Source organism: Aquirufa rosea (assembly GCF_004118285.1).
Classification (GTDB): domain Bacteria; phylum Bacteroidota; class Bacteroidia; order Cytophagales; family Spirosomataceae; genus Aquirufa; species Aquirufa rosea.
The window spans coordinates 137,370-161,507 of sequence record NZ_SDHY01000005.1 but is presented as its reverse complement, the minus strand read 5'-3'; the positions used below and the strand labels follow the sequence as shown (position 1 = coordinate 161,507).

Here is a 24,138-nt window from a genome sequence, read left to right as displayed (position 1 = left end):
AAAAGCCATAAAAGCTTTCTAAATTAAGGGGAAATTTGAACCATGAGAAATTTATATTTCCTACTTTGCTTGGTTTGCTGGGCATGCGGGGAATCATCAACAAGTCAACCCATTGAGGAGGATAAATTAGCCGAGATTTTGGTTGATATTCATATTGAAGAATCCAAAGTCTCCAACATGCATTTTGGGAGCATTGATTCGTCCATTTTAGTTTACCACCACCAAGAAAAACTGATATTCAAAAAATATGGGGTGGATTCTCTTCAGTTTGCCCAAAATTTTGATCGATATGTGCAAGAGCCGAAGGATTTTTTGCGTCTATATGATAAGGTGAATAAGATCATGGAAAAAAGATTTAAGAAGCCCGAAACATCTCATCGATGAAAATATTGTTGATTAATCTTTTTGGCATCATTAATTTCATGACTATGGCACAAACGCCTTTTATTCAGGGACATCGTGGCTTTAGGGGTTTATACCCAGAAAATACTTTGCTTGCTTTTGAGCAGGCGCTGAAAGCGGGAGTTCAAGTGCTTGAAATGGATGTATGCATTTCTGCAGATGGTCAGGTAGTAGTGTCACATGAGCCCTATATGAATTCCCAGTATTCGACCAAGCCGGATGGTAAGCCAGTGGAAAAATCAGAGGAAAAGAACTTCAATTTATATCAAATGATTTATGCTGAAATAAAGAAGTTTGATACCGGTAAAAGAGGGAATTCCCAATTTCCTGAGCAAATAGCAGCGGAGGCTCACAAGCCTTTGTTATCAGAGGTGTTAGCCCTAGGGGAAGCATATCGAAAGAAATACCTTCGAGATATTTATTATAATATAGAAATCAAATCGGTAGAGGCAGAATATGGCATTTCGCAACCAAAAACAGTGGAAGAATTTTCAGAGAAAGTTTGGAGCATTATCCGGTACTTTGTGAAGCCTTCTTTCTTGATCTTGCAAAGCTTTGATTTCAATGTTCTGAAATATTGGAACAAAGCAATGGTGGAAGGCAGATTCCCTTCAGAAATTCAGCTTTCTGCCTTGGTATCTAGGAAGAGTCCAGAGAATACCATCAAGAATTTAGGTTTTACTCCTGCTATATACAGTCCTAATTATCAGTCGCTCAGTCCAGAATATATAGTCTTTTGTCATAAAAATGGAATGAAAGTGGTACCTTGGACGGTCAATGATGCAGAGTCTATCGAGCGTTTAAAGGAAATAGGCGTGGATGCTGTCATAACTGATTATCCCAATCGAGTTCCTCATTATTTAAACCCAGTAAAAAAGTAATGGCGAACGGTATTTCCTTATTCAATGAAGCCCTATTATGGTTTATGAAACGACGTATGTCGAGGATTGAATCCATTTATACACGTCCTTTGGAGTTGCAAGAGGAATGTTTCAAGGGTTTGGTTTATGCGGGGCGTCAAACAGAATGGGGAAAAAAATATGGATATAGCCAAATTCACCATTACGATACGTTCAAATCACAGGTTCCTATTTCTACTTATGAGGAATTATTCCCTTACATTGATCGAATCATGCAAGGCGAACAACAAGTTCTTTGGAATAGTCCTATCACTTGGTTTTCTAAGTCATCTGGCACTACCAATGCCCGAAGTAAGTTTATCCCTGTTTCTAAAGAGTCTTTAGAAGATTGTCACATGATGGGTGGAAAGGATATGATTACCTTGCTCATCAATAATCGGCCGGATACTCAAATTTTTGAGGGAAAGGGATTATCTATTGGTGGAAGTTTGTCTCCAAGTATTTCCCATCCCAATGTTTTGGTAGGGGATGTTTCTGCTGTAATCATGAAGAATTTGCCTGTATGGGCTCAAATGATTCGTACACCTTCTTTGGAGGTGGCACTGATGGATGATTGGGATCAGAAGATTGAGCGAATGGCTTGGGAAACCTCTAAGGAAAATGTGACAAGTATTCTTGGTGTCCCTACCTGGACCTTGGTCTTGATTGAGAAAATACTTGAAATTACGGGTAAGCAGTCAATATTGGAAGTTTGGGAGAATTTCGAATTCATGATTCATGGTGCCGTGGCTTTTGGTCCTTACCGGGAGGTATTTCAAAAAGATATATTTCGGAATCAGGGGGTAGGCTTTCTAGAAATATACAATGCTTCAGAAGGATTCTTTGGCATTCAAGATGACTTGAGTTTGAAAGATGAGTTATTGCTGATGTTGGACTACGGAATATTTTATGAATTTATTCCAATCAATGAGGAAGGAGAGGAGCAGGATACCATTGTGGATTTGTCACAGGTTGAATTAGGACTCAATTATGCGATGGTCATTTCAACCAATGCTGGACTTTGGCGATACAAAATAGGTGATACGATCAGATTTACTTCTATAGATCCTTATCGAATTAAAATTTCAGGAAGGACCAAGCATTTTATCAATGCCTTTGGGGAAGAGCTTATCATGGAAAATGCAGAAATTGCAATTTCTAAGGCCTGTTTAGAAACCAATTCAATTATAAAAGAATATACGGCGGCGCCTAGTTATATGCAAGGCGGACAAAGGGGAAGTCATGAATGGGTGATAGAATTTTCCAAAGCACCAAAAGAAATGCATACCTTTGTGGAAATATTGGATCGGACCTTAAGGGAGATTAATTCAGATTATGATGCCAAGAGATCCTATGATTTAGTATTAGGACCGCCTTTGATTCACCAAGCTCCGTCAGGTACATTTTATGCTTGGATGCGAGAAAGAGGAAAATTGGGTGGCCAACATAAAGTCCCTCGATTGAGTAACCATCGGGAATTTTTAGAGGGAGTCAAAGCTCATTTCAAAGAATAAAAATATGTCATTAAAAGCAACAATTGAAAACGGCATAAAAGACGCTATGCGTGCGAAAGATGCCGATAGACTACGCGCATTGCGTGCTATCAAATCACTTATCTTATTGGAGGAAACCTCTGGTTCTAACAGTGGGGAATTATCTCCTGATGCTGAAATGAAGATATTGATGAAGGCCGCTAAGCAGCGCAAGGATTCATTGGAGGTTTATGTAACTCAAAATCGCCCAGACTTGGCTGAGAAAGAGCAGGCGGAATTGAGTATTATTGAAGAGTTTTTGCCGAAGCAACTGTCCGAGGCAGAATTAACTGAAAAGGTTCAAGCTATTATTGCCCAGTTAGGAGCAAGTAGTCCATCAGATATGGGAAAAGTGATGGGTGTAGCGAGTAAGCAATTGGCGGGTTTAGCTGATGGGAAAGCGATTTCAGCTAAGGTTGGAGAATTATTAAAGAAATAAAGTGACTACAATAGCCAAGGAAGAGGAATTAAGAGCCATTAGGAAGCTCGGCTTAGAGGAGTTGAAGCAGGTAATGCTTCAGCATGGGGATCCAGCGTTTCGGGCTAAACAAGTACATGAATGGATTTGGAAAAAGTCAGTTCGTAGCTTTGATGAAATGGCTAATATTCCCAAAACTACCCGAGAATGGCTGAATCAGCATTTTTCTCTGCAATGTGTTCAGGTAGATGACATGCAGGTAAGTGCTGATCGTACCATTAAATCCAGTTTTAAATTGCATGATGGTCATTTGGTAGAAGGGGTATTGATTCCTACTCGAGAAAGGATGACGGCATGCGTTTCTTCTCAGGTAGGTTGCTCCTTGACTTGCAGTTTTTGTGCTACGGGTTATATGGATAGGAAGAGAAATTTGGAGTCTTTTGAGATATTTGACCAAGTAGTTTTGATTCGTAATCAGGCGCAGGAAAAATATGGAATTCCCTTAACTAATATTGTTTATATGGGTATGGGGGAGCCCTTATTGAATTATGCCAATGTATTAAAGTCCATTGAGGAAATCACTTCACCTGCTGGTTTAGGCATGTCGCCCAAAAGGATAACTGTTTCTACGGCGGGTATTGCAAAAATGATCAAGAAATTGGGGGATGATCAAGTCAAGTTTAATTTGGCTTTATCATTGCATGCTGCCAATGATGTGAAGAGAAATCAGATTATGCCGATTAATGAATCTAATACCTTGGAGGTATTATCGGAGGCTCTTCGGTATTTTTATGATAAGACGGAGAATGAGATTACGTTGGAGTATATCATGTTCAATAAGTTTAATGATTCGGTTGAGGATGCTAAAGAGTTGTGGGAATTTGCCAAAAAGATTCCTTGTAAGATAAATATCATCGAATATAATCCCATTTCTCAAGCGCAGTTCGTCAATGCGGAGGCAGATGCCTTGGCTAAGTTTACCGCATTTTTAGAGAGCAAAAAGATGATCGTCAATGTTCGTCGCTCTCGTGGAAAGGATATAGACGCCGCATGTGGGCAGTTGGCAGGCAAGAAATCAGCATAATGATTAATAGATGGAGGCGCAAAACAAGCTATTCCCTGTTTTTTTAAAATTAGAGCAGCTCAATGTCTTGATTGTTGGAGGAGGCAATGTGGCCTTGGAAAAGGTGTCAGCCATGTTAAGAAATTCTCCTGAGGCCAAAATTAGTTTAGTCGCTCCTTTTTTTCGAGAGGAGACCTTGACCTATCTAAAGGATTTTCCCAAAGTGGAACTGATCCATCGGGCCTTTGAAGTGGGAGATTTGGAGGGAAGGGATATGGTAGTATGTGCCACGGACCAATATACCTTGCATGAGCGGATTAGTGAATTGGCAAAGCAGAGGCATTTGTTGTGTAATGTTGCGGATACTCCAGCTTTATGTGATTTTTATTTGGGGTCCATTGTTCAGAAAGGAGATTTGAAAATTGCAATTTCTACGAATGGAAAGTCGCCCACCATGGCCAAACGAATTCGAGCCTTTTTGGAGGATGTAATCCCTGATGAGATTCAATTGTCATTAGATAGCTTGGAAAGTATTCGTAAAGAATTGAAGGGGGATTTTGAATCCAAAATTAAGGCCTTGAATGAAATGACTAAGGGATTAATCTTTAAGAAATAGGTTATTGTGGTAGGTAGAGATATAGTTTAAGGAATTAAGGGTAAAGAGGTAAAGGTAAAGATTTGACAACTTTTTAAAAGTTGTCAAATCTAAGTACTCTTAAGACAATCTAGTAGTAGGTATTTCATTTTAAATATAATATCAAAATCAATCAATTTTTTCGTGAGAATTATTTTATCAACTTATTGATAATCTGATAGGTAGTGAGAATTCTGGTGAACTCTATTTCTTAGATTTGGCTTTAAGCTAAGCATATGGCCTATTTAGAACATTATTATACTCAATTTCAACCAGGTGAGTATTATCATATTTACAATCGGGGAGTAGATAAAAAATCGATATTTAAGTCAAGATCAAATTATTCGTTTTTTCTCAGGCAATGGTGTAAATATTTAGAAGGATATTTGGGGGTAATTGCCTACAGTTTAAATGATAACCATTTTCATTTCTTGGTTCAGGTGAATTATTTCAGTGAAAGCGATTTGGAAGGGAAAACTGTTCATCAGTTAGTGGTTAGTAGGCTAAAAAAGTTTTTTCAATCTTATGCGATGGCTTTTAATAAACAGCAAGGGCGTGTGGGAACACTTTTTCAAACTCCATTTAAAAGAGCATTAGTGGAGAAGTTAGAAGATCTTTCTACATTGATAGCCTACATTCATTTGAATCCACAGAAGCATGGTTTAACTTCCAATTTTAGGAATTGGGACTGGAGCTCTTATAAAAAAGTGTTGCAGTTCAAGAAGAGTTTGATTGAAAAAGAGTTTGTTTTAGAATGGTTTGGAGGGAAAAAATAATTTATTGATTTTCATTCAAGAGAATTTAAAGAAACTGATATTTTGCCATTAACGGATGAGTAAATAGGGGTTTTTTACTGAAATTTGATCATTTAATTGTAATAGATTTGACAACTTTTAAAAGTTGTCAAATCTATTACACCAAAATACCAAAACACCAAAACACTCAATTACCTACCCAAATCCCTACCGTCTTTAAAAATCCCATTCCCTTTCCATTAAAATTGCTCAAAAAAATAGGGCCCTATAAAGAGCCCTATTAAAAATTAATAACAGTACTAATTACAAGTACTGATTCACGTTGTTTGCGTTTAAATCCTCAAATGCGGATTTCAGGCGAGCGACAAAAGTTTCTTCACCCTTGCGTAACCATACCCTTGGGTCATAATATTTCTTGTTCGGAGCATCGTCACCAGTCGGATTTCCAATTTGTCCTTGTAAGTAGGCTTCTTTATCCTTGTAGAAATTGAGAATACCTTCCCAGAAAGCCCATTGTAAATCAGTGTCAATATTCATTTTGATGGCTCCATAAGAAATTGCCTCACGAATTTCCTCACGAGAAGAACCAGAACCACCATGGAAAACGAAGTTGATTGGTTTTTCAGCAGTCAGCGCATATTTATTACGGATAAAATCTTGAGAGTTTTTCAAAATGATAGGCTGTAATTTTACATTACCAGGTTTGTATACTCCATGCACATTACCGAAGGCAGCTGCAATAGTGAAACGGTGAGAGATAGCATTCAATACGTCATAAGCATGCGCTACTTCTTCAGGTTGAGTATATAATTTGGAAGAATCTACGTCAGAGTTGTCTACTCCATCCTCTTCTCCACCCGTTACCCCTAATTCAATTTCCAAAGTCATCCCGATTTTGGACATTCGAGTTAAATATTTAGCACAGATTTCTAAGTTTTCCTCTAGCGGCTCTTCAGATAAATCGATCATATGTGAGGAAAACAAGGGCTGTCCTGTTTCAGCATAGAATTTTTCACCCGCATCTAAAAGGCCGTCTAACCAAGGAAGTAATTTTTTGGCACAATGGTCAGTGTGAAGAATTACTTGAACGCCGTAGACTTTGGCTAATTGGTGAACGTGATATGCTCCAGAAATAGCTCCTGCAATAGACGCTTCTTGGTTTCCATTAGGAAGAGATTTTCCAGCGTAAAATTGAGCACCGCCATTCGAGAATTGAATGATAACGGGAGAATTAACCGCTTTAGCAGCCTCTAATACTCCATTGACAGTGTCAGTACCAGTAACATTTACCGCAGGTAATGCAAATTGATGTTTTTTAGCAATTTCAAATAATTCCTGAACGGCATCTCCGTGCAAAACACCTTTTTGGTTGGTTAAACTTGACATAATGATTTTTTTTCTTGGGAAATAAACAAAAACCACCTGATTAACAGGTGAGTAGGCCACAAATTTAGTAAAAATGCACAAATTCTAAGGCTTGCCAGTGAATAATCCACAGAGTTAAGGACCCACCAAAAAAATATTTTTAAAGTACCTATTGGATGTGTTAATATTTTTCCTACCTTTGCACTCCCGTTCGACAGACGCAGTTTTTTATTCAGAAAGAGGTTGGCAGAACTTCTCGAATTTATTTAAAACACCAAAAATGCGCGTCGAAATGGTTTTAAATTGAGGTAAGCTCGATTTTTGTGTTAGAACTGGTATTGATTATTGAATGCTGAATGCCCAGCCCATTAATTGAATATTAAGCTACACAAGGTGTTTTTCGCTGTAATTCACAGCGCCTCCATCTTGTCGCTTTACGCCAATCTGCATTTTATTGTTTTTGATTCTTCTTCATTGCTTCGCAGTGATTTTTGAATAAAAGTCTTACAACAAGCCATAGGTAGCCTTGTAAGCATAATTTTTTAAACAAAATATTATATGTCTGGAATTATTGGTAAAAAAATCGGAATGACCAGCCTATACATGGAAGACGGTAGATCCGTTGCATGTACGCTGATTGAGGCCGGCCCTTGCGTAGTAACGCAAGTAAAAACTGTGGAGAACGAAGGTTACAATGCTGTTCAAATCGGTTTTGGTGAGAAAAAAGAGAAGCATACAACAAAATCTTTGTTGGGTCACTTTAAGAAGGCTAATACTACTCCAAAGAAAAAATTGGTTGAGTTTCGCACGTTCGAGCAGCCTTTGAACTTAGGAGATGTGTTGACAGTAGAAATGTTAGAAGTAGGAACTTTCGTAGATGCGGTAGGTACTTCTAAGGGTAAAGGTTTTCAAGGGGTTGTTAAGCGTCACGGATTTGGTGGTGTGGGTGGTCAAACTCACGGACAGCATAACCGTGGTCGTCACCCAGGTTCTATTGGAGCTTGTTCATTCCCAGCGCGTGTATTCAAAGGCTTACGTATGGCGGGACGCACAGGAGGAAATCGTGTAAAGGTTCAAAACCTAGAAGTGTTAAGAATCTATCCAGAGAAAAATCTTTTGGTAGTATCAGGATCAGTTCCTGGAGCGAAGAACTCATACGTAATTATTGAAAATTAAAACCCATAAAGGTGCGAACCTTTAACAATAGACATTCTGATTATGGAATTAGCAGTATATAACATAGCAGGTAAAGATACCGGAAAGAAAGTAACCCTTTCTGACGAGATCTTTGGCATTGTTCCAAACGAGCATGTGGTTTACTTGGATGTGAAGCAATATTTGGCCAACCAACGTCAAGGAACCCACAAGTCAAAAGAGCGTGCAGAAGTTTCACGTTCTACTCGCAAGCTTAAAAAACAAAAAGGTACAGGTGGAGCTCGTGCAGGTTCTATGAAGTCTCCATTGATGAAAGGTGGTGGACGTATTTTTGGACCACGCCCACGTGATTATCATTTTAAATTGAACAAAAAGGTGAAGTCACTAGCTCGTCAATCGGCGCTAGCGGCAAAGGCTCAGAGCGGAGATATCGCTATTTTGGATACAGTGGCATTTGACACTCCAAAAACTAAAGCGTATTTGGCGATGTTGAAAGCTTTTTCTTTAGACAATACGAAGACATTATTAATTACTCCAGAAGTAGATAAGAATGTGGTATTGTCAGGACGTAATGTTCCGAAGGCAAAAGTTTCAACAGCATCAGATGTGAATACATACGATTTAGTGAATGCATCTAAATTGTTGATCACTGAGGCAGCGATCCAAAAAATAGAATCATCTTTTAGTAAATAATTTTCAGAACAGCGTTCTGTTATAAACGAAATATACCATGGGCATTATTAAACGTCCGGCCTTGACTGAAAAGTCGCAAGCCATGCAAGAAAAAGGCAAGTATGTATTTGTAGTTGAATTAACTGCAAACAAGATCGAGATTGCCAAGGAGGTTAAGAAAATGTACGGAGTAGAGGTATTGGATGTAAAAACCATGCGTCAGATTGGAAAGAAAAAATCCAAGAGCACTCGTACTAAGATTACTTCTGGACGTACTTCTACTACGAAGAAGGCAATCGTTACAGTAGGTAGTGGTGAAGTAATTGACTTCTACCAAGGAATTTAACTAGAATGTATTAAGGGGGTTCATCCCGATAATTTGAACTAAAATAAATGGCAGCTATTAAAAAATTAAAACCAACAACTCCCGGCCAACGTCAGCGCATTGCGCCAACGTTTGAGGAGATTACTACGGACAAGCCGTATAAGCCCCTATTGGAGCCTATTAAGCGTACAGGTGGTAGAAATGCCGATGGTCGTCGTTCGATGCGTTACATCGGAGGGGGTCATAAGCGTCGTTACCGTGTGATTGATTTCACTCGTGCTAAGTTTGATGTTCCTGCTACTGTATTGACAGTAGAATATGATCCAAACCGTACTTCTCGTATTGCATTAGTAGAGTATACAGATGGACAGAAGGCTTATATCTTGGCTCCACAAGGAATTCAAGTAGGTCAAACAGTTATTTCAGGTGAGTCAGTGGCTCCTGAAATTGGAAATACATTGCCTTTGGCAAATATCCCATTAGGTACCTTGGTACACGCTATTGAGTTGCAACCGGGTCGTGGAGCAGAATTAGCTCGTTCGGCTGGTACTTATGCTCAATTGTTAGCTCGTGATGGTAAATATGCAACACTTAAGTTGCCTTCAGGTGAGATGCGTATGGTATTAGCTCGTTGTTTAGCAACAGTTGGTACCGTTTCAAATGCAGATCACATGAACGTAAACTTGGGTAAAGCAGGTCGTCATCGCTGGTTAGGTCGCCGTCCACGTGTTCGTGGTGTGGTGATGAACCCAGTAGATCACCCAATGGGTGGTGGTGAGGGCCGCGCTTCAGGAGGTCACCCACGTTCTCGTACCGGTTTATTGGCTAAGGGTAAGAAAACTCGTAATCCAAAGAAACACACTAATCGTCTTATCATCAGTAGAAGAAAAAAATAGTAGATGGCACGTTCACTAAAAAAAGGTCCTTACATTGATTACCGCCTTGACAACAAGGTACAGGTGATGAACGAATCCGGCAAAAAGTCGGTGATCAAAACATGGTCAAGACGTTCAATGATTTCACCAGATTTCGTAGGTCACACGTTCGCGGTACACAACGGTAATAAGTTTATTCCGGTTTATGTTACAGAAAACATGGTAGGTCACAAATTGGGAGAGTTTTCGCCGACCCGTAACTTCCGTGGTCACATTGCGAAAAAAGACAAGGGTAAAAAGTAAAGATATTGGCCTGCGGGTCTTATAATCAGAAATTGAAAAATGGAAGCTATTGCTAAATTAAAAAATGTTCCTACTTCGCCTCAGAAGATGCGTTTAGTAGCGGATATGGTTCGCGGACAGAAAGTATCTAAGGCTTTAGGTATTTTGAAGTTTGAGCCTAAAGTTGGTGCTAAGGCCATTGAGAAATTGTTGTTATCAGCGGTTTCTAACTGGCAGAACAAGCATGAGGATGCCAAGATTGAAGAAGCGGACTTATACATCAAGACTATCTTCGTAGATGGAGGTTCATCGATCAAGCGTTTACGTCCTGCTCCTCAGGGAAGAGGTCATCGGATTTTGAAAAGATCCAATCACATCACTTTAGTAGTGGCTTCTTCGGCGGCACCTGCTTTAGAGGAAACAAATTCAGCTGAATAATTAACTATTAGATATAACAAGAAATGGGACAAAAAATTAACCCCGTTGGATTAAGATTAGGTATCGTAAGAGGTTGGGATTCTAACTGGTACGGTGGTAAGACTTTCGCCGATAAATTGGTTGAGGATGAGAAGATCAGAAAGTATGTAGCTGCTCGTATTCCAAAGGGATCAATCTCTAAAGTTATTATTGAACGCACACTAAAGCGTATCACATTAACAATTAATACAGCTCGTGCTGGTGTTGTTATTGGTAAGCAAGGTGCCGAGGTAGATAAGGTAAAAGAGGAGTTGAAGAAAATCACTGGGAAAGACGTTCAAATCAATATTTTTGAAATTAAGCGCCCAGAGATTGACGCTAAGTTGATTGGTGAAGCTATTGCTCAACAATTGCAAGCTCGTATCTCGTTCCGTCGTGCGATGAAGCAAGCGATTGCTTCAGCGATGCGTGTAGGAGCTCAGGGTATCAAATTAAAATTATCTGGCCGTTTAGGTGGTGCTGAAATGGCACGTTCTGAGGGTTATAAGGAGGGCCGTATTCCATTGCATACATTGCGTGCTGATGTGGATTATGCTATCTCTGAAGCATTAACTGTTTACGGAAAAATCGGTATCAAAGTATGGGTATTCCGTGGAGAGGTTTTTGGCAAGCGTGATTTATCTCCAAATGCAAACATGGGAATTCAGTCTACTTCGGCAGATTCTCGTGCTGGTGATCGTGGACCACGTGGTCGTGATGATGACCGTCGCGGAGGAGGACGTTCTCGTCGCCCAGAAGGAGCAGATCAAGGGGGTGATCGCAATAAACCTGGAGCTGCGAATCGTGGCCGTGGCGGAAAGCGCTAAGCATCCATAATTATTTTGTATTAGATATTAGACTTATAAGAAGATGTTACAACCAAAAAGAACCAAGTTTCGTAAGCAGCAAAAAGGTCGCGTAAGAGGGGTTGCTACCCGTGGCCACGAAATTGATTTTGGATCATTCGCTATTAAATCTTTGGAGCCAGGTCGCATTACAGCGCGTCAAATTGAAGCTGCTCGTATTTCTGTGACACGTGCCATGAAACGTGAGGGTCAAGTTTGGATTCGTATTTTCCCTGACAAACCTATTACCAAGAAACCTGCAGAGGTTCGTATGGGTAAGGGAAAGGGAGCTCCTGAGTATTGGGTAGCTAATGTTCGTCCAGGTACTATTTTGTTCGAATCAGCCGGTGTTCCTTTGGCTTTAGCGCAAGAGGCTTTGCGTTTAGCCGCACAGAAACTACCGATGCGTACAAAATTTGTGGTACGTAGAGATTATTCAGAATAAAGTTTTAAACCTAGGTTTAAAATTTAAATAGCATCGTTATGAAAAACGCAGAAATAAACAAATTAGGAGTAGACGAATTAACTAAGCAGATCGCTGTAGAGCAGGAGAACTTGTCGCGTTTGAAATTGGCTCATGCCATTTCACCGATTGAAAATCCTATGCGTATTCGTGAAACTCGTAAATTGATTGCCCGTTTAGAGACAGCTCTTTCCGCGCAAGCAAAAGCATAATTAATTATTAATTTTTAATAGACCATTTCGGAATTGCTAATGGTCAATTGTTTAACAAGTCCAACAACCATGGAAGAAAGAAACCTAAGAAAAGTAAGGATTGGGAAGGTGGTTAGTGATAAGATGGATAAGTCAATCACTATCTCAGTAGACCGTAAGGTGAAGCACCCCTTGTACGGAAAGTTCGTACAGAAGACCACTAAATTGATGGCTCATGATGAAAATAATGAGTGTGGCATCGGTGATACAGTGAAAGTGATGGAAACCCGTCCTCTTTCTAAAAATAAGCGTTGGAGATTGGTAGAAGTAATCGCTAAAGCGAAATAATTCTCTCTCTTGTTATTCAAAATTTAAAATTTAAAGATCAAAGATAATGTTACAGCAAGAATCAAGATTGGGTGTAGCGGATAACTCTGGAGCGAAAGAAGTTTTAGTGATTCGCGTTTTGGGAGGTACAGGAAAAAGATATGCTTCTGTAGGCGATAAAATTGTAGTTTCAGTTAAGTCGGCTCTTTCTTCTTCTAACATGAAGAAAGGAACAGTTTCAAGGGCAGTAGTTGTTCGTACAAAGAAGGAAATTCGTCGTAAGGATGGAAGCTATATTCGCTTCGAAGATAATGCGGCGGTTTTATTAAATGCTAACGATGAGCCAAGAGGAACTCGTATTTTCGGACCTGTAGCACGTGAATTGCGTGAGGCTGGTTTTATGAAAATTGTTTCTTTAGCCCCTGAAGTTTTATAAATAGATAGATATATTGGTTATCCAATAGAATAAATCATACCATGAAAAATAATACAAGCAAGCAAACCAAATTGCACGTAAAAAAGGGAGATACTGTAATGGTCATTGCCGGTAATGCCAAGGGTAAAACAGGCGTAATTAAGCAGGTTATCGTAGATAAATCCCGTGCAATTGTTGAAGGAGCTAATTTGCAAACCAAGCATGTGAAGCCTTCAGCCAGCAATCCTCAGGGAGGCATTGAAAAGCGTGAGGGATCCATCCACATCTCTAATTTGATGGTGGTTGAAAATGGTAAGCCTGTACGTACCGGTCGTAAAGTAAATGAAGAAGGTAAATTACAGCGCTACTCAAAAGCAACAGGAAAATTTATTGCATAAATAGAATTTAACGCGTGGGTCGGAAATCCACAAAATAAACAAAAATGGCAGTACCTAGATTAAAAAAACGTTTTGTAGAAGAGGTTGTACCAAGCTTGAAGGAAAAGTTTCAGTACAAGTCTGTGATGCAAGTGCCTAAGATTACTAAAATTGTAATCAATAAAGGTGTAGGAGCCGCAGTAGCGGACAAGAAGTTGGTGGATGTAGCAGTAGAAGAAATCACGCAAATTGCTGGTCAAAAGGCAGTAGCAACTATTTCTAAGAAGGCGATCTCTAACTTTAAACTACGTGAGAATATGCCTATCGGTGTGAAAGTAACTCTTCGTGGAGATCGTATGTATGAGTTTTTAGATCGTTTAACTACGGTTTCTTTGGCTCGTGTGCGTGACTTCAAAGGAATCTCAGAAAAAGGATTTGACGGTCGTGGAAATTATACCTTAGGTGTTAAGGAGCAGATTATTTTCCCTGAAATTTCTATCGATAAAGTAGCTAAGATCTCGGGTATGGATATCACGTTTGTGACGACAGCTCAGACAGATGAAGAAGCTTATGCTTTATTGGCTGCTGTGGGAATGCCTTTTTCCAACATTAAAAAATAATTAGCCTCGGCTATCTAACACATTTAAATTTTTTACATCATGGCTAAAGAGTCAGTAAAAGCTAGAGAAAGAAAACGCGAAGCAACCGTTGCTAAATATGCCGCTAAAAGAGCTGCATTAAAAGCTGCTGGTGATTACCAAGGATTGGATAAGTTGCCTAAAAATGCTTCTCCAGTACGTCTTCACAACCGTTGTAAATTGACTGGTCGTCCACGCGGTTATATGCGTAAATTCGGTATTAGCCGTGTAACTTTCCGCGAAATGGCATCCAATGGTTTGATACCAGGAGTGACCAAATCAAGCTGGTAAGATAAAATTTGATTAATTAAATTCATTTTTGTAATTTTGCAGGCCATTTTAATGACTTGCGGCAAATTTAAAAACAATGACAGATCCTATAGCAGACTATTTAACCCGATTGAGAAATGCCTTGAAGGCACGTCATAGGGTAGTTGAAATTCCTGCTTCCAACATTAAAAAGGAAATCACGAAGGTTCTTTTTGACAAAGGTTATATCGCAAATTATAAGTTTGATGATAGTACGGTTCAAGGAACAATTAAGATTGCTTTGAAATACAATGCGGTTACAAAGCAACCTGCCATCATTAATTTGACTCGTATTTCTAAGCCAGGTTTACGTAAATATAATGGTGCTGAAGAGCTTCCACGAGTATTGAACGGTTTAGGTATCGCGATATTGTCTACTTCTAAGGGAGTGATTACTGACAAAGAAGCGCGTAGCTTGCACGTAGGTGGTGAAGTACTTTGCTACGTATATTAATATATTGTTTAACGCTGAAAGGAGCATTGCTCGGAATCTAAGCCAAATTTACATTTATGTCTAGAATAGGAAATAAAATTATCAATCTACCAGCTGGAGTTTCAGTAGAAGTGAGTGTAGGTAATTTGGTAACAGTTAAGGGTCCTAAAGGAACTTTATCACAACAAGTGGATCAGGATATCATTATTGAAATTGCTGACAATGTGTTGACAGTGAAACGTCCTACAGAGCAGAAGCGCCATAAAGCCATGCACGGTTTATATCGTTCATTGATTAACAACATGGTGGTGGGTGTGAGTGAAGGATTTGTTAAAAATTTAGAAATCATCGGTGTGGGTTACAAAGCCGCCAACCAAGGTAATATCTTGGAATTGAGCTTAGGTTATTCTCACGCTATTTTTATGGCTATTCCTTCTGAAATCAAGGTGACAACTGCGATGGAAAAAGGTAAAAACCCAATGGTTAATTTAGAAGGTATCGATAAGCAATTGATCGGTCAAGTAGCAGCTAAAATCAAATCACTTCGTCCAGTGGAGCCTTACAAAGGTAAAGGTGTTCGTTTTGTGGGTGAGCAGGTTCGTCGCAAGGCTGGTAAAGCAGGTGGTAAGAAATAAATAATCGCGTGGGCCGGAAATCCACACAAACAAGTTAAAAAACATGGCAACAACAAAAGATTTACGTAGACTTCGCATTAAGCGTGCGATACGTGCGAAAATAAAGGGAACAGCTGAACGTCCGCGTTTAACTGTATTCCGTTCCAACACTGCAGTGTATGCACAGTTGGTGGATGATTTGAGTGGTAAGACGTTGATGTCTGCTACCTCATACAAAAAAGGAAAAGTGAATAACAATATTGAGGCGGCGAAATTAGTAGGTACTGCAATTGCAGACAAAGCTAAGGCTGCAGGAATCACTAAAGTGGTTTTTGATCGTAACGGTTATTTATATCACGGAAGAATTAAATCATTAGCTGAAGGCGCTCGCGAGGGTGGCTTACAATTTTAATAAGAGATATGTCGCATTTACAAGCAAAACCAATTAAGGTTAATGAGGGTGAGTTGAAGGAGAAAGTAGTAGCCATCAACCGTGTTGCCAAAGTGGTAAAAGGAGGTCGTCGTTTTAGTTTTTCTGCCATCGTTGTAGTAGGTGATGGTCACGGAATCGTAGGTTTCGGATTAGGAAAAGCGAACGAGGTGACTGACGCTATCACTAAAGGTATTGAAGACGCCAAGAAAAATTTATTCCAAATTCCTTTGTTGAAGAACACGGTTCCTCACGAGCAATTAGGTAAGTTCTCAGGCGGTTTCGTTTTAGTTAAGCCTGCTGCCCCAGGTACTGGGTTGATCGCAGGTGGTGCTATGCGTGCTGTGTTAGAATCAGCCGGTGTGCACGACGTATTAGCGAAATCTAAGGGTTCATCTAATCCTCACAACGTGGTAAAGGCCACCATCGATGCTCTAGTTAGGATGAGGGCTCCACATTCCGTTGCTTTCCAAAGAGGAATTTCAGTAGCTAAAGTATTTAATGGATAATCGAGTGCCTTGTGCCTCTAAAATAGAACATAACATGTCTAAAGTTAAAATTACCCAAGTGAAAAGTGCTATCAAGCGTCCTGAAGTTCAGAAGCGTACGATTCAAGCACTAGGATTAGGTAAGATCCGCAAAAGTGTTGAAGTAGAATTGAATCCAGCTATCGCTGGAATGATTCGTGCAGTCAATCACTTAGTTGTAGTTGAAAATATTTAATTAAAATGCGAGTTACCCTTATGGGGTAGCGTTAAGCCCAATACATATGAAATTATCTACATTAAAGCCGGCAGAAGGTTCGGTAAAAACTAGAAAAAGAGTAGGTCGCGGTCAAGGTTCAGGTCTTGGTGGAACTTCCGCTCGTGGTCACAAGGGAGCTCAGTCTCGTTCAGGTTATTCACGTAAGCGTGGATTTGAAGGTGGACAAATGCCTATTCAGCGTCGTGTACCTAAATTCGGTTTCAAAAACATCAATCGTGTAGAATATAAAGCTATCAATTTAGATACCCTACAGGCATTAGCTGATGCTACAGGCTTGAAGCAAATCAATTTTGATACACTTTACAGCCATGGATTAGTATCTAAGTCTGACTTAGTGAAGATCTTAAGCCGTGGAAGTGTAACCTCAGCTTTAGAAGTTACTGTTAAAGGTTTCTCTAGCGCTGCCAAAGCGGCGATCGAAGCTGCTGGCGGTCAAGCAATTGTTGGTTAATCCTCTATTCTAAACGAATGAACAAGCTAATAACAACGTTTAAGCACATCTTCGCGATTGAGGAACTAAGAGGCCGTATATTTAATACACTACTTTTTATCGCCTTTTTCCGTTTAGGTTCATATGTTGTTCTACCCGGTGTAGATGCAACCAAATTGAGCCAAGCAGGAGAGGGTGGCCTCTTTGGTTTGTTGAATATGTTCTCGGGTGGTGCATTGAGCAATGCTTCGGTTTTTGCTTTGGGTATCATGCCTTACATTTCAGCTTCTATCGCGATTCAGTTGTTGACCATCGCCCTTCCTTATTTTCAAAAAATGCAAAAGGATGGCGAATCTGGTCGTAAAAAATTAAATCAAATCACGCGTATTTTAACGATTTTTGTTACTGCTGCGCAAGGATTTACCTATTTACAAGTAACTATTCCTGCTGAGGCAATCATGGTGGATCCATGGTTTTTCCGTCTTTATGGGGTGGCTATATTAATTGGTGGTACCATGCTATGTATGTGGTTGGGAGAGAAAATTACGGACAAGGGTATCGGTAATGGTATTTCTATGTTGATCATGATAGGTATCGTATCTCGTTTTCCTGCATCTTTATTACAAGAGGCTGGATCAAGAGGTATGGCTGGAGCCCTATTATTCATTCTAGAGGTTATTGCGCTTTTCTTTGTAGTGATGGGCGCTGTGATGGTTACACAGGCGGTTCGTCGTATACCAGTGCAATACGCCAAGCAAGTGGTTGGAAGTAAGATGTCAGTAGGTGGTGAGCGTCAATATATTCCTTTGAAGTTGAACGCATCAGGGGTAATGCCGATCATTTTTGCTCAGGCTTTGATGTTTATTCCTGGTTTAGTTGCTCAATCGTTTGCTGAGAAAAGTGAATTTGCCCAGTCGGTGGCTCAAGCCTTTGGTGATTTCACTACTTGGCAGTATAATGCTTTGTTTGCCTTTTTGATCGTTGTGTTTACATTTTTCTATACAGCGATTTCTATTAATCCTACACAAATTTCGGATGATATGAAACGTGGAGGAGGTTTTGTTCCTGGTATTAAGCCTGGTGAAGAAACTTCTAATTATATCGCTAGCATTTTAGACCGTATCACTTTGCCAGGAGCTTTGATGTTATCCATCATCGCAATTTTACCTGCAATTGCCAACTTATTTGGTGTGACAAGAGGATTTGCTTCCTTCTTTGGGGGAACATCTCTTTTGATTTTAGTAGGTGTAGTTTTAGATACTTTGCAACAAATAGAAAGTTATTTGTTGATGCGTAAATATGAAGGACTGATGCAATCAGGACGTGTGAAAGGACGTTCGGAAATGATTAGCAGATAAGATGATTTATCTAAAGACACCTCAAGAGTTGGCCATCATTCAAGCGAATGGGGAGATTTTAGGGAAGTGTCATGCGGAAGTTGCCAAGGCCATTAAACCAGGAGTAACAACTTTAGCTTTAGATAAAATAGCTTATGAGTTTATCAAGGATCATGAGGCTCATCCATCCTTTTTAAATTATAATGTAGGTGACAAGAAGTATGCTTATTCTCTCTGCATTTCTGTAAATGACGTAGTGGTTCACGGATTGCCAGGAAGTTTGGAGCTGAAAGAGGGTGATATCATTTCCATTGATGGTGGAGTCTATAAGCATGGTTTTCATGCAGACAGTGCCTACACTTATGCCATCGGAGGGGTCAGTGAAGAGGTTACTAAATTATTAGTAAGGACAAAAGAGTCCTTGTATCTCGGAATTAAACAAGCAGTAGCTGGAAAAAGAATCGGTGATATTGGATCGGCCGTGCAAGTTTATAGCGAGAGTTTTGGGTACGGAGTGGTTCGTGAATTGGTAGGACATGGTGTAGGTAAAAACTTACATGAAAGTCCTGAGGTTCCGAATTATGGTAGAAGAGGCGATGGACCAAAGTTGAAGGAGGGTATGGTGATAGCCATTGAACCCATGGTAAACTTAGGGAAACGTCAAATCACAGTGGATAAAGATGGCTGGACCATCCGGACAGCGGATAAAAAAGCCTCAGCTCATTTTGAGCATACGGTTGCTATTGGGAAGAACGAGGCTATGCCACTTACTACCTTTAGTTACATTGAAGAAGTATTAAAAACGTCAACAGTATTGTTGAATATTTAACATAAAATTATGGCCAAACAATCCTCGATCGAAGTAGACGGCATCATATTAGAAGCTCTTTCGAACGCGATGTTTCGGGTGGAATTAGAAAATACGCATCAGGTAATTGCGCATATCTCTGGAAAAATGCGTATGAATTACATTAAGATTTTACCTGGTGACAAAGTGAAGTTAGAAATGTCGCCTTATGATTTAAGTAAGGCAAGAATAGTTTATCGTTATAAATAGTAAGGTTTGACCCATAAATTAAACAAATATGAAAGTTAAAGCATCAATCAAAAAGCGTAGTGCAGAATGCAAAGTCATTCGTCGTCACGGAAAGCTTTATGTCATTAACAAGAAGAATCCTAAGTTTAAGCAACGTCAAGGATAATTTGAAAGTATTAAATGATTAATAACAACAATTAATTACCATATGGCTCGTATTGCAGGGGTTGATATTCCCGACAAAAAAAGAGGAGAAATTGCCTTGACTTATATCTTCGGAATTGGTCGTAGCACTGCTCAAAAGATTTTGACGAAAGCAGAAATTTCGTTTGACAAAAAGGCTGGTGAGTGGAATGATACGGAGGCGAGTGCTATCCGTGCCATTATCGCTGCCGAATTCAAAACGGAAGGTCAGCTTAAGTCTGAGGTTCAATTAAACATCAAGCGTTTGATGGATATTGGATGTTACCGTGGTTTGCGTCATCGTAAAGGTTTACCTGTACGTGGTCAAAGAACTAAGAACAATTCTCGTACGAGAAAAGGTCGTAGAAAGACAGTTGCTAATAAGAAGAAAGTAACTAAATAATCATAGGGGATAATAACCCGACACAATTTTTATTGATTTTATCCAATGGCACAAGCAAAAAGAAAAGATAAAGCGAAGAAAAGAGTGGTGGTAGTTGAGCAAGCAGGCCAAGTACACATCAAAGCTTCCTTTAACAACATTATTATTTCAATTACTAATTCAGCAGGTCAGGTGATTTCTTGGGCATCTGCAGGAAAGATGGGTTTCCGTGGATCTAAGAAAAATACTCCTTACGCAGCACAAATGGCCGCATCTAATTGCGCCGCTGTAGCTGTTGAAGCAGGAATGAAAAAAGCAGAGGTTTTTGTAAAAGGACCGGGTGCAGGACGTGAGTCTGCTATCCGTACTATCCAAAACTCAGGTATTGAAGTTTCCTTGATTAAGGATATTACCCCAATGCCTCACAATGGATGTCGTCCTCCAAAACGTCGTCGCGTTTAATTTTATTTATGTTGGGTAATTAGTAATTATTTTCTCCAACATCATTTATTCACTTAATTAATTACTTCATTGCCCATAAGTGGGGCATTGACTTTTAAAAAAAATGGCAAGATACACTGGTCCAAAATCCAAAATTGCACGTCGTTTCGGCGAGGCGATCTTAGGTCCGAGCAAAGCATTAGCTCGTAAAAATTATGCTCCTGGTATGCATGGCAAAGGTAAACGTTCAAAAGTTTCTGAATACGCCATCCAATTGAAGGAAAAACAAAAGGTAAAATATACCTATGGTATTTTAGAACGTCAGTTCGAAAATTTGTTTCACAAAGCCGCTGTTAAAGAAGGTATCACAGGTGAGAACTTGTTGAAATTGTGTGAAGCAAGATTGGACAACACAGTTTATCGTTTAGGTATTGCTCCTACTCGTCGTGCTGCACGTCAATTGGTTATCCACAAACATATCATTGTGGATGGTGATGTAGTAAATGTGCCCTCTTACTCATTGCGTCCTGGCCAATTGGTAGGTGTACGTGAAAAATCTAAATCATTAGAAGTCGTTTCTGATTCTTTAGCGAGCAGATCTCCGAAACGTTTCAATTGGTTAGAATGGGATGGAGTAGAACTAGTAGGTAAATTCTCAGCCTATCCAGAGAGAGATCAAATCCCTGAAAACTTTAACGAGCAGGCTATTGTCGAATTATATTCGAAGTAATAATCTGGTTAATTATACAATATTAAAGAGTATCAATAACGTTTTTTCAAGATCATTTTAAGCTACGAAATATGTCAATATTAGCATTCCAAATGCCCGAGAAAGTTGTGATGGAGAAAGCCGATGACTTCCACGGGACATTTGAGTTCAAGCCACTCGAAAAAGGCTACGGTGTTACCATTGGTAACGCACTTCGTAGAATTTTACTTTCCTCTTTGGAAGGTTATGCGATTACAAGCGTTAAGATTTCTGGTGTTTTACACGAGTTTTCAGCAATTGAGGGTGTTCATGAAGATGTTTCTGAAATCATCCTAAACTTGAAGAAAATCCGTCTTAAAAAGGCGCAAGAGATTTTGGAAAATAAAGTAAGTATCAAAGTAAAAGGTCAAACGGCCTTCACTGCTGGTGATATTGCTAAATTTACGCCTTATTTCACTGTATTAAATCCTGATTTAGTGATCTGTAACTTAGATTCTTCCAAAGAATTAGAAGTTGAATTGATCATTGAAAAAGGTCGTGGTTATGTTCCGGCTGATGAGCCTCGTGCGAATGAATTAGCCTTTGGTCACATCGCTATCGATGCCATTTATACGCCTATCAAAAATGTAAAGTTTAGCATTGAGAATACGCGTGTTGAGCAAAAGACAGACTACGAGAAATTAGTGTTAGATATCGAGACAGATGGTTCTATCCATCCAGAAGATGCATTGAAAGGTGCTGCTTATATCTTAATTCAACACTTCATGTTATTCTCAGATCAAACGATGACTTTCGAAACGCCTAAGGCTGAGGAAGACAACGTAGTGGATGAGGAAATGCTACACATGCGCAAATTATTGAAGACTTCTTTGGCTGATCTAGATTTGTCTGTACGTGCTTACAACTGTTTGAAATCAGCAGATGTTCGTACTTTAGGTGAATTGGTGAAGTTAGAAATTTCTGATATGATGAAGTTCCGCAACTTTGGTAAGAAGTCATTAACTGAGCTAGAGCAACTAGTAGAAGAGAAAGGCTTAACCTTCGGAATGGATGTAGCGAAATATCGTTTAGACGAAGATTAATTTATCAATTTTTAAATAAGTAATAGGTGGTGGTTATGTAAAACCCACTAACCGCAGTCCGAAAGGACTTTTAACTTACGAATTAACACAATGAGACACGGAAAAAAGAACAATCACCTTGGAAGAACTTCTTCCCACAGAGCAGCCCTATTATCTAATATGGCATCCTCTTTAATTTTACACAAGCGTATTGAAACGACTGTTGCGAAAGCAAAAGAGTTACGTAAATACGTAGAGCCTTTAATTACTAAGTCAAAGACTGACAACACTAACAACCGTCGTGTCGTTTTTTCTTACCTTCAAAATAAGGACTCTGTAAAAGAATTATTTGGAATAGTATCTGAGAAAGTAGCTAATCGCCCAGGTGGTTATACTCGTATCATCAAATTAGGCAATCGTCTTGGTGATAATGCAGAAGTTTGCTTCATCGAGTTGGTAGATTTCAATGAGACTATGTTAGCGGCATCTGCAGAGAAAGCTGGCAAGACTCGTAGAAGCCGTCGCTCTGGAGCTAAGAAGGAAGGCGCTGAGGCCGCAGCCCCAGTTGCTGAAGCTCCATCTGCTGAGGTAGTAGAGGAAGTAGCTGCAGCTGAGGAAGTTGTTGAAACTCCAAGTGCCGAAGTAGTGGAAGAAGTAGCTGCTGCTGAGGAGCCAGCTGCTGAAGAAGCATCAGAAGAGCCTAAAGAAGAAAAAGGAGAAGATGCTTAATCATTTTCTTTTATAATATAAAAGGCTTTAACTTTCATTAGTTGAAGCCTTTTTTTTAGACAAAAAATTATTCAAACGTAAAAAACATTATGAAAATCACGGAATCGACACCAGCGGTTTTATTGTTGCAGGATGGAACACTCTTTCATGGGAAAGCATTAGGCAAAATTGGGACTCAAGGTGGTGAGATTTGCTTTAATACGGGAATGACCGGATATCAAGAGATTTATACAGATCCTTCTTATGCAGGTCAAGTAATTATTAATACGACTGCCCATATTGGAAATTATGGCGTGATGGATGTTCAGGAGGCGGAGTCCAATAAAGTACAAATTGCCGGTATGGTTTGTAATGAGTTTTCAAGTGTTAGTTCTCGTTTTACCGCTACGGGCTCTTTGCAGGATTATTTGGAACAAGCAGGAATTGTAGGTATTTCTGGCATTGATACGCGTGCTTTAGTTCGTCATATTCGTACAAAAGGTGTGATGAACTGCTTAATTTCTTCGGAAATCTTTGACATCGATTCCTTAAAGCAAGAGTTGGCCAAAGTTCCAGATATGGAAGGTTTAGAGCTTTCTTCGCAAGTATGTACCCAAGAAACCTATTTTTTAGGCGATCCAGAGGCAGAGTTTAAAGTGGCTGTGCTTGATTTGGGGGTGAAGAAAAGCATTTTAAGTAATTTGACAGATCGTGGATGCTATTTAAAAGTATTCCCTGCTAAAACAAGTTTTGATGAAATCTCCGCTTGGCAACCTGACGGTTACTTTGTGTCCAATGGACCTGGAGACCCAGCCGTAATGCCCTATGCTGTTCAAACGGTAAGTCAGTTCTTAGCAAGTGATAAACCAGTATTTGGGATATGTCTAGGACATCAAATTCTGGCTCAAGTATGTGGCTTATCTACCTATAAAATGCACAATGGACACCGCGGATTAAATCATCCAGTGAAAAATTTAGAAACAGGTTTGTCAGAAATTACTTCTCAAAACCACGGTTTTGCAGTTCGAATGGAAGAATTAAGTGCTAGCTCAAAGGCTACGCTCACTCACATTAATTTGAATGATCAAACAGTTGAAGGACTACGTGTCAATGGCAAGAAAGCATTTTCAGTTCAGCACCACCCTGAGGCAAGTCCTGGGCCACATGATTCACGCTACCTTTTTGACCAGTTTATTGGTTTAATGAAATAA

General features: G+C 39.6%; 38 protein-coding genes. 37 read left to right on the top strand and 1 reads right to left on the bottom strand.

Going from position 1 to position 24,138, the window contains the following annotated elements:
* Window positions 1-42: 42 nt before the first annotated feature.
* The 7 genes from ESB04_RS09290 to ESB04_RS09260 all read left to right on the top strand — a co-directional run bounded on the left by ESB04_RS09290 (window position 43) and on the right by ESB04_RS09260 (window position 5,724).
* Window positions 43-384 (top strand): DUF4296 domain-containing protein, encoded by a 342-nt coding sequence (locus tag ESB04_RS09290; RefSeq protein WP_129027458.1) that lies wholly within the window; start codon window positions 43-45, stop codon window positions 382-384.
* Between the two features lie 44 nt (window positions 385-428).
* The gene (locus ESB04_RS09285; RefSeq protein ID WP_235832215.1) at window positions 429-1,283 is read left to right on the top strand and encodes a glycerophosphodiester phosphodiesterase family protein; all 855 of its coding nucleotides are present in this window, start codon (window positions 429-431) and stop codon (window positions 1,281-1,283) included.
* Window positions 1,283-2,815 (top strand): GH3 auxin-responsive promoter family protein, encoded by a 1,533-nt coding sequence (locus ESB04_RS09280; RefSeq protein WP_235832214.1) that lies wholly within the window; start codon window positions 1,283-1,285, stop codon window positions 2,813-2,815. Before ESB04_RS09285 ends, ESB04_RS09280 begins: the two co-directional genes overlap by 1 nt.
* A 4-nt stretch (window positions 2,816-2,819) precedes the next feature.
* Window positions 2,820-3,272: a GatB/YqeY domain-containing protein gene (locus ESB04_RS09275; RefSeq protein ID WP_129027457.1), complete on the top strand. Its 453-nt coding sequence runs from the start codon at window positions 2,820-2,822 to the stop codon at window positions 3,270-3,272.
* 1 nt (window position 3,273) lies between these two features.
* Entirely contained in the window at window positions 3,274-4,335 is a 1,062-nt protein-coding gene (gene rlmN / locus ESB04_RS09270) for a 23S rRNA (adenine(2503)-C(2))-methyltransferase RlmN (protein WP_129027456.1), read from the top strand.
* Between the two features lie 10 nt (window positions 4,336-4,345).
* Window positions 4,346-4,930, top strand: coding sequence for a precorrin-2 dehydrogenase/sirohydrochlorin ferrochelatase family protein (locus ESB04_RS09265; protein WP_129027455.1), 585 nt, complete (start codon window positions 4,346-4,348; stop codon window positions 4,928-4,930).
* A 254-nt stretch (window positions 4,931-5,184) separates the two neighbouring features.
* Window positions 5,185-5,724 (top strand): hypothetical protein, encoded by a 540-nt coding sequence (locus ESB04_RS09260; protein WP_129027454.1) that lies wholly within the window; start codon window positions 5,185-5,187, stop codon window positions 5,722-5,724.
* Between the two features lie 282 nt (window positions 5,725-6,006).
* Here the strand turns inward: ESB04_RS09260 and fbaA are convergent, their stop codons facing one another.
* The gene (gene fbaA, locus ESB04_RS09255; protein WP_129027453.1) at window positions 6,007-7,089 is read right to left on the bottom strand and encodes a class II fructose-bisphosphate aldolase; all 1,083 of its coding nucleotides are present in this window, start codon (window positions 7,087-7,089) and stop codon (window positions 6,007-6,009) included.
* A gap of 537 nt (window positions 7,090-7,626) precedes the next feature.
* On the opposite strand from fbaA, the gene rplC reads away from it, so the two are divergent.
* The 30 genes from rplC (at window position 7,627) to carA (ending at window position 24,138) form a co-directional block, all read left to right on the top strand.
* Complete coding sequence (gene rplC, locus ESB04_RS09250; RefSeq protein WP_129027452.1) at window positions 7,627-8,244, top strand: 50S ribosomal protein L3; 618 nt, start codon at window positions 7,627-7,629, stop codon at window positions 8,242-8,244.
* Between the two features lie 42 nt (window positions 8,245-8,286).
* Window positions 8,287-8,916: a 50S ribosomal protein L4 gene (gene rplD / locus ESB04_RS09245; protein WP_129027451.1), complete on the top strand. Its 630-nt coding sequence runs from the start codon at window positions 8,287-8,289 to the stop codon at window positions 8,914-8,916.
* A 37-nt stretch (window positions 8,917-8,953) separates the two neighbouring features.
* Complete coding sequence (rplW, locus tag ESB04_RS09240; protein ID WP_129027450.1) at window positions 8,954-9,241, top strand: 50S ribosomal protein L23; 288 nt, start codon at window positions 8,954-8,956, stop codon at window positions 9,239-9,241.
* Window positions 9,242-9,288: 47 nt separating this feature from the next.
* A complete protein-coding gene (rplB, locus tag ESB04_RS09235; RefSeq protein WP_129027449.1) occupies window positions 9,289-10,116 on the top strand; it encodes a 50S ribosomal protein L2 in 828 nt (275 codons plus the stop codon).
* Between the two features lie 3 nt (window positions 10,117-10,119).
* Window positions 10,120-10,398 carry a 30S ribosomal protein S19 gene (gene rpsS / locus ESB04_RS09230; RefSeq protein ID WP_109324428.1) on the top strand — a complete coding sequence of 93 codons (279 nt, stop codon included), beginning with the start codon at window positions 10,120-10,122 and terminating at the stop codon, window positions 10,396-10,398.
* A 39-nt stretch (window positions 10,399-10,437) separates the two neighbouring features.
* Window positions 10,438-10,815: a 50S ribosomal protein L22 gene (gene rplV / locus ESB04_RS09225; RefSeq protein WP_129027448.1), complete on the top strand. Its 378-nt coding sequence runs from the start codon at window positions 10,438-10,440 to the stop codon at window positions 10,813-10,815.
* A 23-nt stretch (window positions 10,816-10,838) separates the two neighbouring features.
* Window positions 10,839-11,660, top strand: a complete 822-nt coding sequence (rpsC, locus tag ESB04_RS09220) for a 30S ribosomal protein S3 (RefSeq protein ID WP_129027447.1) — start codon at window positions 10,839-10,841, stop codon at window positions 11,658-11,660.
* Between the two features lie 43 nt (window positions 11,661-11,703).
* Entirely contained in the window at window positions 11,704-12,123 is a 420-nt protein-coding gene (gene rplP / locus ESB04_RS09215; protein ID WP_109324413.1) for a 50S ribosomal protein L16, read from the top strand.
* A gap of 38 nt (window positions 12,124-12,161) precedes the next feature.
* Entirely contained in the window at window positions 12,162-12,353 is a 192-nt protein-coding gene (gene rpmC, locus ESB04_RS09210) for a 50S ribosomal protein L29 (protein ID WP_129027446.1), read from the top strand.
* A 69-nt stretch (window positions 12,354-12,422) separates the two neighbouring features.
* Window positions 12,423-12,680, top strand: coding sequence for a 30S ribosomal protein S17 (gene rpsQ, locus ESB04_RS09205; protein WP_129027445.1), 258 nt, complete (start codon window positions 12,423-12,425; stop codon window positions 12,678-12,680).
* Window positions 12,681-12,726: 46 nt separating this feature from the next.
* Window positions 12,727-13,095 (top strand): 50S ribosomal protein L14, encoded by a 369-nt coding sequence (gene rplN, locus ESB04_RS09200; protein WP_129027444.1) that lies wholly within the window; start codon window positions 12,727-12,729, stop codon window positions 13,093-13,095.
* A 41-nt stretch (window positions 13,096-13,136) separates the two neighbouring features.
* Entirely contained in the window at window positions 13,137-13,472 is a 336-nt protein-coding gene (gene rplX, locus ESB04_RS09195; RefSeq protein ID WP_129027443.1) for a 50S ribosomal protein L24, read from the top strand.
* A gap of 44 nt (window positions 13,473-13,516) precedes the next feature.
* On the top strand, window positions 13,517-14,071 hold the full coding sequence (gene rplE, locus ESB04_RS09190; protein WP_129027442.1) for a 50S ribosomal protein L5: 555 nt from the start codon (window positions 13,517-13,519) through the stop codon (window positions 14,069-14,071).
* A 39-nt stretch (window positions 14,072-14,110) separates the two neighbouring features.
* Window positions 14,111-14,380, top strand: a complete 270-nt coding sequence (gene rpsN / locus ESB04_RS09185; protein ID WP_129027441.1) for a 30S ribosomal protein S14 — start codon at window positions 14,111-14,113, stop codon at window positions 14,378-14,380.
* A gap of 76 nt (window positions 14,381-14,456) precedes the next feature.
* Window positions 14,457-14,852, top strand: a complete 396-nt coding sequence (gene rpsH / locus ESB04_RS09180) for a 30S ribosomal protein S8 (RefSeq protein ID WP_129027440.1) — start codon at window positions 14,457-14,459, stop codon at window positions 14,850-14,852.
* Between the two features lie 56 nt (window positions 14,853-14,908).
* Entirely contained in the window at window positions 14,909-15,466 is a 558-nt protein-coding gene (rplF, locus tag ESB04_RS09175; protein WP_129027439.1) for a 50S ribosomal protein L6, read from the top strand.
* A 43-nt stretch (window positions 15,467-15,509) separates the two neighbouring features.
* Complete coding sequence (gene rplR / locus ESB04_RS09170) at window positions 15,510-15,857, top strand: 50S ribosomal protein L18 (protein ID WP_129027438.1); 348 nt, start codon at window positions 15,510-15,512, stop codon at window positions 15,855-15,857.
* A gap of 8 nt (window positions 15,858-15,865) precedes the next feature.
* Entirely contained in the window at window positions 15,866-16,384 is a 519-nt protein-coding gene (gene rpsE, locus ESB04_RS09165) for a 30S ribosomal protein S5 (protein ID WP_129027437.1), read from the top strand.
* 34 nt (window positions 16,385-16,418) lie between these two features.
* Window positions 16,419-16,598, top strand: coding sequence for a 50S ribosomal protein L30 (gene rpmD / locus ESB04_RS09160; protein ID WP_205749500.1), 180 nt, complete (start codon window positions 16,419-16,421; stop codon window positions 16,596-16,598).
* A 46-nt stretch (window positions 16,599-16,644) separates the two neighbouring features.
* Window positions 16,645-17,091, top strand: a complete 447-nt coding sequence (rplO, locus tag ESB04_RS09155) for a 50S ribosomal protein L15 (protein ID WP_129027435.1) — start codon at window positions 16,645-16,647, stop codon at window positions 17,089-17,091.
* Between the two features lie 17 nt (window positions 17,092-17,108).
* Complete coding sequence (gene secY, locus ESB04_RS09150; RefSeq protein ID WP_129027434.1) at window positions 17,109-18,428, top strand: preprotein translocase subunit SecY; 1,320 nt, start codon at window positions 17,109-17,111, stop codon at window positions 18,426-18,428.
* Window position 18,429: 1 nt separating this feature from the next.
* Window positions 18,430-19,236 (top strand): type I methionyl aminopeptidase, encoded by an 807-nt coding sequence (gene map, locus ESB04_RS09145; RefSeq protein WP_129027433.1) that lies wholly within the window; start codon window positions 18,430-18,432, stop codon window positions 19,234-19,236.
* A gap of 9 nt (window positions 19,237-19,245) precedes the next feature.
* Window positions 19,246-19,464 carry a translation initiation factor IF-1 gene (gene infA, locus ESB04_RS09140; RefSeq protein ID WP_092013982.1) on the top strand — a complete coding sequence of 73 codons (219 nt, stop codon included), beginning with the start codon at window positions 19,246-19,248 and terminating at the stop codon, window positions 19,462-19,464.
* A gap of 28 nt (window positions 19,465-19,492) precedes the next feature.
* A complete protein-coding gene (gene rpmJ, locus ESB04_RS09135) occupies window positions 19,493-19,609 on the top strand; it encodes a 50S ribosomal protein L36 (protein ID WP_109324399.1) in 117 nt (38 codons plus the stop codon).
* 42 nt (window positions 19,610-19,651) lie between these two features.
* On the top strand, window positions 19,652-20,029 hold the full coding sequence (gene rpsM, locus ESB04_RS09130) for a 30S ribosomal protein S13 (RefSeq protein ID WP_109324398.1): 378 nt from the start codon (window positions 19,652-19,654) through the stop codon (window positions 20,027-20,029).
* Window positions 20,030-20,074: 45 nt separating this feature from the next.
* The gene (rpsK, locus tag ESB04_RS09125; protein ID WP_129027432.1) at window positions 20,075-20,470 is read left to right on the top strand and encodes a 30S ribosomal protein S11; all 396 of its coding nucleotides are present in this window, start codon (window positions 20,075-20,077) and stop codon (window positions 20,468-20,470) included.
* A 103-nt stretch (window positions 20,471-20,573) separates the two neighbouring features.
* On the top strand, window positions 20,574-21,179 hold the full coding sequence (gene rpsD / locus ESB04_RS09120) for a 30S ribosomal protein S4 (RefSeq protein WP_129027431.1): 606 nt from the start codon (window positions 20,574-20,576) through the stop codon (window positions 21,177-21,179).
* A gap of 71 nt (window positions 21,180-21,250) precedes the next feature.
* On the top strand, window positions 21,251-22,240 hold the full coding sequence (locus ESB04_RS09115; RefSeq protein WP_129027430.1) for a DNA-directed RNA polymerase subunit alpha: 990 nt from the start codon (window positions 21,251-21,253) through the stop codon (window positions 22,238-22,240).
* Window positions 22,241-22,330: 90 nt separating this feature from the next.
* The gene (gene rplQ, locus ESB04_RS09110; protein ID WP_129027429.1) at window positions 22,331-22,948 is read left to right on the top strand and encodes a 50S ribosomal protein L17; all 618 of its coding nucleotides are present in this window, start codon (window positions 22,331-22,333) and stop codon (window positions 22,946-22,948) included.
* A gap of 89 nt (window positions 22,949-23,037) precedes the next feature.
* Complete coding sequence (gene carA, locus ESB04_RS09105) at window positions 23,038-24,138, top strand: glutamine-hydrolyzing carbamoyl-phosphate synthase small subunit (protein WP_129027428.1); 1,101 nt, start codon at window positions 23,038-23,040, stop codon at window positions 24,136-24,138.